Raw genomic sequence first — 7,511 nt, 5'->3', positions numbered from 1 at the left:
GAGATTCCCGATGATCTGCATTCGGTCACCCCAGGAGGCATCCGTAGCTCTCGGCCAGATTGCGACCCAAAGAAATAGAAAGGGCCCGACTCCTAGAATGGAGAATGTCGAGTACCATTCCCGCGATCGCACATCCAGCCAATGCGATTCCACGCAATTCTCCCACTCGGCGCGTCAAGCTATTTTGGGTGATGTGGCGCCAACTCGGAGAAATGAAGCAAGAAATGCACCGGGATGGAGTATCGAAATCCTCCCACCAGCCCAACGCGCTAGCGCTACCCGGATTCCTTAGCTTGGCGCTTATCGTTCCTGCCTGTTCGGGTCAGCCTTCACTGTGTCCGTTTTGTGGTATTTTTCGACGGGGTGTTCGCAGGCCCTTTGTGGCCGTCTCCAAGACCGCTGTTCTTGTCGAAGAGGAACAGGGCGACGCCAAATACCTCCGCGGCCACTCCCGCGTCCACTTCAAGAGCATCGAGTGCTGGGCCGGACGGTTCGAGTCCATCCGGGACCGCGGCTCGGCCCTGCCCCGTTCGCCTTGAGTCCGTACGAGACCCAGGTGCGCCCGATGCTCACTGCCGAGACCCGGGATGAGGAGGCAGTGCGCGCCACCGTCGCCGGGTTGTGACGAGCCCGCCGAGGCCGATCGCGCCGGGAGGCAGTCGACCTGCGGCATAGACTGGCCTGATCGGGCTGGTCCCGGGTGGGAGAGCCGGTAGGACGACGGACGGAACACGATGGCTCTCTCGATCATCAAGACACACGGCAGCCTGAACGACATCTTCGTCATCGACGGCGCCCCCACCGACCGCTTCGCCGAGGCTGACGTCGCCCGCGCCGTGCGGCTGCTGTGTGACCGCCGTCGCGGGCTGGGCGGCGACGGCGTGTACTTCATCGCCGACAACCGCGACGGCAGCGCCCAGGCGTTCTTCTACAACCCCGACGGCTCCCCGTCGCTGCTGTGCGGCAACGGCATGCGCGGCGCCGGCCGCCTGCTGCTGGACCGCTACCAGGCCGAGTCGGTCGTTCTCCACACCGGCCCGTACTACTTCACCGTCCGCGCTGCGGAGACCACCGCGCACGGCGTGCGGCAGGTCTCCGTCGATCTGCCCCCGGTCAACTTCATGCCCGACGAGCCGATCGTCGCCGACGCCGACGGCCCCTTCGTCGACCAGGTGCTGCCCGCCTACCACGTCTCTCGGCACGTGACGGCGCTCGCCGTCCCGAACTCGCACCTGATCACCGTGCTCGACGACGCCTACAACGAGGCCGAACTCTTGGCCACCGGCAGCCGGGTCGCCAATACGCCCGCCAGCTTCCCGATCGGTGCGAATGTCTCCTTCGTGAAGCCGCTGGCCGAGAACGAGGTGTTCATCCGCACCTTCGAGCGGGGAGCCGGTTTGACCCCTTCATGCGGCTCGGGAGTTGCCGCCTCCCGCGCGGTGCTATCCCGCCTGGGCCGGGTGGAGCCGGAGCAGCCCGTCGTGGTCCGCAACCCCGGCGGCGTAGCCCGCAGTTGGATGCAGACCAGCGGCCAGCAGTGGCAGCCGATCCTGGAAGGCAACGCCACCAAGGTCTACGCCGCCGAACTCGATCCCGCCGTCCTGCTCGGTGACGGCCCGGTCGAGTATCAGCGCGTCGCCTTTCTCGACGAAGTCAATGCATTCACTGCTCTGAGCAGCGACAATCTCAAAGTACTGCAGGAAACCGGGATCGAGATGACCATGCAGAACCCTGCAGCCCCCTGAGCAACTCTGTGCCGCGGCTGCGAGGTAGTGGTCCTGCCCGGCGAACAGAGACCGTGAGACCTGGCGTCATCGCGGTCGGCATCGCCGTCCGACAGTCAGACCGTTGGTGGTTCAATCCCCGCCGCGGCCACCGCCCGAGCCGCCCGGCAGCGGCCGGCCGGCACTGGGCATTCGCCGCACTCACTGCCTGACCACCCGCCAGACGTTCGACGAAGCGGTCGCCCTTCGCCCCGCCGACACTGCCACCGCTGGCAACAGCTGCTTGACCCCATAGCTGCATGGGGTGTCGTGTCCGCGGTCAGGGTGTCCGGCCTGACACGGGGGCGGCCCGGCCCGATCCTGGGTACGCGGATCCGTTCCAGGCTAGCCTGCATCTGGGGGCCGTCACCGTGCTGGCCGGGTGTCAGCAACAGGGACACCGGCCGACACCGGCCGTCGGACACAAGGCGGATCTTTGTCGGGAGACCGCCTCGGGACCTGCCTAGGGATTCGCCTGATCGACCACCACCTCCACCAGGCGGTCGACCAAGGACCGGAGCACTGGAGTGCAGCCGGGTGAGGAGTGTCTGCCAAGTTCCGTCCGCCGACCAGCGACGATGCTGCTCGTAAATCGTCAGCCACGGGCCGAACAGCTCAGGCAGATCCCTCCACTGCACCGCCGTCCGGACGCGCTACACACACCGTTGACCACCCGCCGGTGATCAACCCACCGACCACCATGCAGCCCGATCGGCGGCAACAACGGCTCCAGTCGCCGCCACTGCGCATTCGTCAGATCACCCCGCCCCATCCCACAAGCGTGAACTCCAAACAATGATCACCGTGGGAGATCCGAGACACAGCCCTTAGCCAAGCCGACGACGCACCAGCTAATCCACTCCGAACTGGCGCGACACCTGAACCTCGAACCCAACAACCTCGCCGGGACAAAGAGTTCTCTTGGCTCTGTTCGTGACTTCGACAGCACTTGTTCACGGCTTTCGACAGCACCCGAGATCCGATGAAAGTCGAACAGCTCCGACCCCAAGCAGCCGAAGCACAGCTGGACGAGGAGGATGGCGCCGCTGCCGATGGGCTGCGAGCTGCGTCTGGCGTCCAAGGGCCGAGGGCGGTCCCGGGACAGGCACGGCGAAGCTCCTGGTGGTCAGGGTGGTTTCGGCCGCAGCCGTTCACTGGCCAGCTCTCGCCACGGCACCAGCAGCTGCTCGGCGAGATCCAGGCGCTCGGGGGACAGGGCCCGCGCCGGCTCGGAGGTGGGGCCGCGCAGCACGACCAGGTTCCGGTCGGCGTATGCGCGCAACACCTCCCACGAGACGACGGGCAGGGTGCCGTCGGCCGCGGTGTGCGCGGCGGACACCAGACGGCATAGCCGTGCCCACCCGGCGGCGTTCTGCGCGAGCAGGGTGATCCGCAGCGGCGGCTCCACCACGTGCGCGCCGCCCCGGACCGGCGTACGCGGCCGGGCAGCAGCCGGGTCCGGCGGTGTGAGCGAGGCGACGGCGACGTCGACACCGAAGACGGGCCGCGCGCCGGCGGCCGCGGCGACCTTCGGGAAGCGGACCGTGCCAGCGACGGTGTCCCGGTCGGCCAGCGCGAGCGTCGTCATCCCACGCTCGGCCGCGCGCTGCACGAGCGCATGGGGGAGGGAGGCGCCGTAGCGGGCGGAGTAGCCGGAGGCGGCGTGCAGATGAGCAAATCCACCACCTTGCACTTCCCGTCTCTCGCGAACCCCCTGCCTGACCTGCGTCTCTTTAGGCATTCACCATAACCCAGAATTCGAGCAAACGTTCGAGTGGAAGGTTGGGTCGGCAGCGTTTGTACGGAGGCGTAGACCGTCGCCCGGTTCCCATCACCAGGCCGGGGCACCTGACGGGCACCGAGTGTTCAGTCCATGACGCGCTCGGGGCCCGGCTCGGGAGGTACCGTCGGAACGACGCTGTGTTTCTCCAGCGCATGCGTGGTCAGTTGCGGGGTTGCCCTGCTGGGGGCACCGCCGCCTCTTGCCCGTTGTGGCTGCTGGAGGAGCTGGCCAGGCGTCTTCGCCTGGCCTGATGACGGTGGGTGACGGCCAGCCGGAATCAGGTGATGAGTGTGACCCGTGTCCAGCGCGTGCATGACGACTTTCCCGACACGATGGCGGACTTCCGTCGGCTGCAGGCCCTTCCGGCGGGTTCGGAGCGGGACCGCTTGCGGGACGAGGTGGTGCGGGCCTGGCTACCGATGGCTCACCGGGTTGCCGCTCGCTACCGCGACCGTGGTGAACCCGTCGAGGACTTGCGTCAAGTCGCCGCGCTCGGCCTGGTCAAGGCGGTGGACCGGTTCGACCCGGACCGGGCAGGATCCTTCGGGAGCTACGCTGTACCGACGATCCTGGGCGAGCTGCGCAGGCACTTCAGGGACCACACCTGGGCGCTGCACGTGCCGCGCCGCACCCAGGAGCTGCGTCGGCAGGTCTACCTGGTCTATCAGGAGCTGGCCTGTACTGGCGGTGAGATCTCGGCCGCCGAGATCGCCGCGCATACCCACCTGGGGACCGATGAGGTGGGTGAGGGGCTGTCGGCGCGGAACGCGTACGCCGTGTTGTCACTGGACGTCGAGCTGGCGACGAGCGAACCGGCCGGTGGAAGGACGCTGGCGGACACGCTCGGAGCCCCGGACCTTAGCCTGGAGACCGTGGTGGACCGTGAGTCGGTGCGGCCGTTGATCGCAGCGCTGTCCGAGCGGGACCGACGCATCCTGTATCTGCGGTTCTTCCGGGACATGGCGCAGCGCCGTATCGCCGAGGAGTACGGGCTCTCCCAGATGCAGGTCTCCCGCATCCTGAACCGCATCTGCTCACAGCTGCGGGACCAGGCTCTGGCTGGTACAGCATGACTGTTTCTCCGCGGCGCGGACCCCAGGGCGATGTGCAGATTCTGCAGACCCGGCTCGATCAACTGTGTCCGAGAACTCGCCGCCTGACGGCAGGCCCGGCCACCCCCGCCGAAAAGGGGCCCACCGTCCCCGGCCTGCCGGAATGGCGAGCCGGGAGGGACAAGCCCATGATGAGCGCTGATCCCGAGCCGACACGAACCGCGGGACTTGAAGCAGGCGCCGGGAGACCACCCGGTGAGGCTCCTCGGGTCCATGCCGCTCGCCTTGGGCATGGTGGTAGTGCTGATCGATCGGGCTGATCGTGATGGCAGTGGCCTTGATCGTCTAGCGGAAGCCCGCAGCCCTCTGGGCTGGTCCGCAGCGCCGGTGTCGATGGTGCTGACGCGGCAGGTACTGCCGGAAGCTTTCCCTGCACTGCGAGTTGACGCCACCTCAGGCAACTGCGGCTTTGATGGTCCTTCGATCCTGCGCACCGCTGCGCTGGCAGTCCGCCACTGTTCGGGATGCGGCGGCCGCCGGGGGCTGTCACCGTGTGGAGGAGCGTGGTGGATACGGGATGGACCGGAATCGAGGCGGCCATGATCATGGCGGTCCCTTCGCTCCTGCGGGAGCTGGTCGAACGATGCGAAACGCTCAGGCGCCGTGTGGCGGCCGGCGGGAGTGCTGAGGACGTTCGTCGGCTTGAGGATGCGACCTACACCCTCTGTGTGATCACTGGCACCCGCCAACTGGACGCTGCGTTGTCTGTCGCGCGTCGGCAGATGGCCAGGGCCATGAGCGCAGCGGAACCCGTCCGCAGCTGAGGCCCTTCCCCCGGGTGGGATGGGCTGCCACCACCTTGCGGGGGAGACTCGGCGCGGTTCGTTTCCGCAGCTCTGCGCCCGTCGTCAAGCATCTTGGAGCGCGGCGACACTTCTCCTTCACGCTGTAGTTGTCGGGGCGAAGTGTCCGCACTGAAGGGCTGTTGCCCAGTCAGTCTGGCGTTGTCCTGGCGTGGTCTGCGGAGCGGCGAGCGGAGGCCCCTGGATATTGTCCACCGCACGAGGCTGCTCCGAATCGATCTAGCCTGGTGGCAGGAGGGGCCCCGGGACGGGCACGGTTCGGGGCCCCTCATCTGCGTACGCGTCCACGGAGGGGGCGTCCTGCACGCGTTGTCGTGTCCAACGCTGGATGTGCAGAAAGGTCACGCCGGAGCAGTGGTGGCCACGCTCGGCCAGCGGGTGGGGACCAGGGTGCCGTCCACGATGAGCACGGCGTCCTTGCGAAACCGCTTGCGGGGCCGGAGCGCGAGAAGAGGCCCGAGGTGGTTGACGATGCGGTCGGCTGCGGACTTCGAGACGCCGAAGAGCGGGGCGAGCTGGCGAAGTGTCAGGTTGGTACGCCAGTACGCGGCCACCAGGAGCAACCGGTCTTCCAGCGGAAGCCCCCACGGCCGGCCCCGCCGAGCCGTGTCGGCGCCTTCGCGCCGCAGTGCACGCACCACCCGGTTGAACTGGCGCGGGGCCACGCCAGTGAAAGGGGCTATCCAGGACGGCCAACTCAGCCCAGGAAGTCCTTCCAGAACGGCACGGACACCCGCGGGGCCGGCTGACGGAACGGATGGCACTGCCGGAGCCGGCCACGGACGGTGACATGGCGGACGCGGCGGTGTTCCCGGCCTCGGACCGGGCGAGGGCCATCACGGGGCAGTCCTTGCTGGTCAACGCGGGGAAGCTGATGCGGTAGGCCGGTCCGGCCCGCCGCCCGAACGGGTGACTTTTTGTGTTCGATCGGTGCGCATAGCGTGTTCGACTGGCACATAACGGGCAACTTGCCCTTGGCATGTGCCCCCCGATCACTTGGAGTCACCATGGCACGCATCCGCATCGTCGTACTCGCGACCGCCACCGTCCTGTGCTGCGCCAACACCACCGCCGCCGTGGCGGAACCGACCAAGGAGCGCGCACGGGTGCCCTACACGATCCGCACGGGCAACACCACGACTGTGTTCCCGCATTCGACGGCCACGACCAACATTCCCTGCTTCCCGGGTGAGTTCAGCTTCGGAGGGGGTGCACTGACCACCGGCAACGGCGTGTTCGTCACCGCCACGAGGGCCGGCGGGGCCGGCTGGGACGTCAACGCCTACAACGAGTCCGACACCCCGCAGACGCTCACCGCCTCGGCGGTCTGCGCCGCGGGGTACAAGAACCACCGATTGGGCGATTACCTGCAAGTGCCGTCGGGGCAGTCGGGGACCTCCCGCGCGACCTGTGACCCGGGCCAGGTGGCCTCGGGCGGCGGAAACATCGCCGCCGGCACCCAGACCTACGTCAGCCAGTCCTCCGACGAGGGCCGGACATGGGTCGCACGGGTCTTCAACCATTCCCCGTTCGAACAGCGGGTGGAAGCCCAGGTGGTGTGCACCACCACACCGCACACCGCCTACCCCAGCGGCCCGGTCACCGTGGGCCAGGGCGCCACGGGCACCGCGCACGCCGAGTGCAAACCCGGCGAGGTCGCCACCGGTGGCGGCGGCCTCGGCGACCCCAACCTTCAGTTCAACGAGACATACCCGACGCCCACGGGATGGACCGTGCGAGCCACGAACAAGGCCACCGGGCCGCTCACCCTGTTCGCCCGCGTGATCTGCACGACCCCCTGATCCGGAGCACCTGGAGCCAACCTCGGAACCAGTCGGGACCGTCGGGTCGACCCACGACGCGGCCTAACCATTGATGACTTCGCCGCGCTGACGGCGTGGGCAACCGGCCTTGACTGACTCCGCAGCTGGTCGACAACCGGTTGCGACGCCGACCGGGAGTGTCTAATCAACGGCGGATCTGTTGATCATGGAGACGCCAAGTGAGTGAGATGACGATCGAGCAAGAGCCTGTAGTCGAGTCGGTCGGT

The 7,511-nt window shown here is 67.7% G+C and carries 6 protein-coding genes and 4 pseudogenes; 7 read left to right on the top strand and 3 right to left on the bottom strand.

The annotated features are described in order from the left end of the window. Positions 1 to 380: 380 nt before the first annotated feature. Both ABZ471_RS46865 and dapF read left to right on the top strand, forming a co-directional pair. Entirely contained in the window at positions 381 to 539 is a 159-nt protein-coding gene (locus ABZ471_RS46865; RefSeq protein WP_359075270.1) for a hypothetical protein, read from the top strand. A gap of 195 nt (positions 540 to 734) precedes the next feature. Then, a complete protein-coding gene (gene dapF, locus ABZ471_RS46860) occupies positions 735 to 1,745 on the top strand; it encodes a diaminopimelate epimerase (RefSeq protein ID WP_359075269.1) in 1,011 nt (336 codons plus the stop codon). Between the two features lie 290 nt (positions 1,746 to 2,035). Here the strand turns inward: dapF and ABZ471_RS46855 are convergent. Both ABZ471_RS46855 and ABZ471_RS46850 read right to left on the bottom strand, forming a co-directional pair. Beyond that, positions 2,036 to 2,535, bottom strand: a pseudogene (locus tag ABZ471_RS46855) (IS5 family transposase); the annotation flags it as partial. Positions 2,536 to 2,919: 384 nt separating this feature from the next. Next, positions 2,920 to 3,504 (bottom strand): annotated as a pseudogene (locus ABZ471_RS46850) (PHP domain-containing protein); the annotation flags it as partial. A 326-nt stretch (positions 3,505 to 3,830) separates the two neighbouring features. On the opposite strand from ABZ471_RS46850, the gene ABZ471_RS46845 reads away from it, so the two are divergent. The 3 genes from ABZ471_RS46845 (at position 3,831) to ABZ471_RS46835 (ending at position 5,422) form a co-directional block, all read left to right on the top strand. Beyond that, entirely contained in the window at positions 3,831 to 4,619 is a 789-nt protein-coding gene (locus tag ABZ471_RS46845) for a SigB/SigF/SigG family RNA polymerase sigma factor (protein WP_359075268.1), read from the top strand. After that, entirely contained in the window at positions 4,616 to 4,918 is a 303-nt protein-coding gene (locus tag ABZ471_RS46840; protein ID WP_359075267.1) for a DUF6480 family protein, read from the top strand. Before ABZ471_RS46845 ends, ABZ471_RS46840 begins: the two co-directional genes overlap by 4 nt. A 204-nt stretch (positions 4,919 to 5,122) precedes the next feature. Continuing rightward, a complete protein-coding gene (locus ABZ471_RS46835; protein WP_359075266.1) occupies positions 5,123 to 5,422 on the top strand; it encodes a DUF5133 domain-containing protein in 300 nt (99 codons plus the stop codon). 398 nt (positions 5,423 to 5,820) lie between these two features. Here ABZ471_RS46835 and ABZ471_RS46830 read toward each other — a convergent pair. Next, positions 5,821 to 6,180 (bottom strand): annotated as a pseudogene (locus ABZ471_RS46830) (transposase family protein); the annotation flags it as partial. A gap of 23 nt (positions 6,181 to 6,203) precedes the next feature. Here ABZ471_RS46830 and ABZ471_RS46825 point away from each other — a divergent pair. Both ABZ471_RS46825 and ABZ471_RS46820 read left to right on the top strand, forming a co-directional pair. Then, positions 6,204 to 6,344: pseudogene (locus tag ABZ471_RS46825) on the top strand (short-chain dehydrogenase); the annotation flags it as partial. 124 nt (positions 6,345 to 6,468) lie between these two features. Beyond that, a complete protein-coding gene (locus tag ABZ471_RS46820) occupies positions 6,469 to 7,263 on the top strand; it encodes a hypothetical protein (protein WP_359075265.1) in 795 nt (264 codons plus the stop codon). Positions 7,264 to 7,511 lie beyond the last annotated feature (248 nt).

It is taken from the genome of Streptomyces sp. NPDC005728 (genome assembly GCF_040630895.1).
GTDB lineage: Bacteria > Actinomycetota > Actinomycetes > Streptomycetales > Streptomycetaceae > Streptomyces.
This window is presented reverse-complemented; position numbering and strand designations above follow the sequence as displayed.

Coding starts and splice junctions, on each gene's coding strand:
- ABZ471_RS46845 (WP_359075268.1), top strand. CDS start 3,831: ATGAGTGTGACCCGTGTCCAGCGCGTGCATGACGACTTTCCCGACACG.
- ABZ471_RS46820 (WP_359075265.1), top strand. CDS start 6,469: ATGGCACGCATCCGCATCGTCGTACTCGCGACCGCCACCGTCCTGTGC.
- ABZ471_RS46840 (WP_359075267.1), top strand. CDS start 4,616: ATGACTGTTTCTCCGCGGCGCGGACCCCAGGGCGATGTGCAGATTCTG.
- dapF (WP_359075269.1), top strand. CDS start 735: ATGGCTCTCTCGATCATCAAGACACACGGCAGCCTGAACGACATCTTC.
- ABZ471_RS46835 (WP_359075266.1), top strand. CDS start 5,123: ATGCGGCGGCCGCCGGGGGCTGTCACCGTGTGGAGGAGCGTGGTGGAT.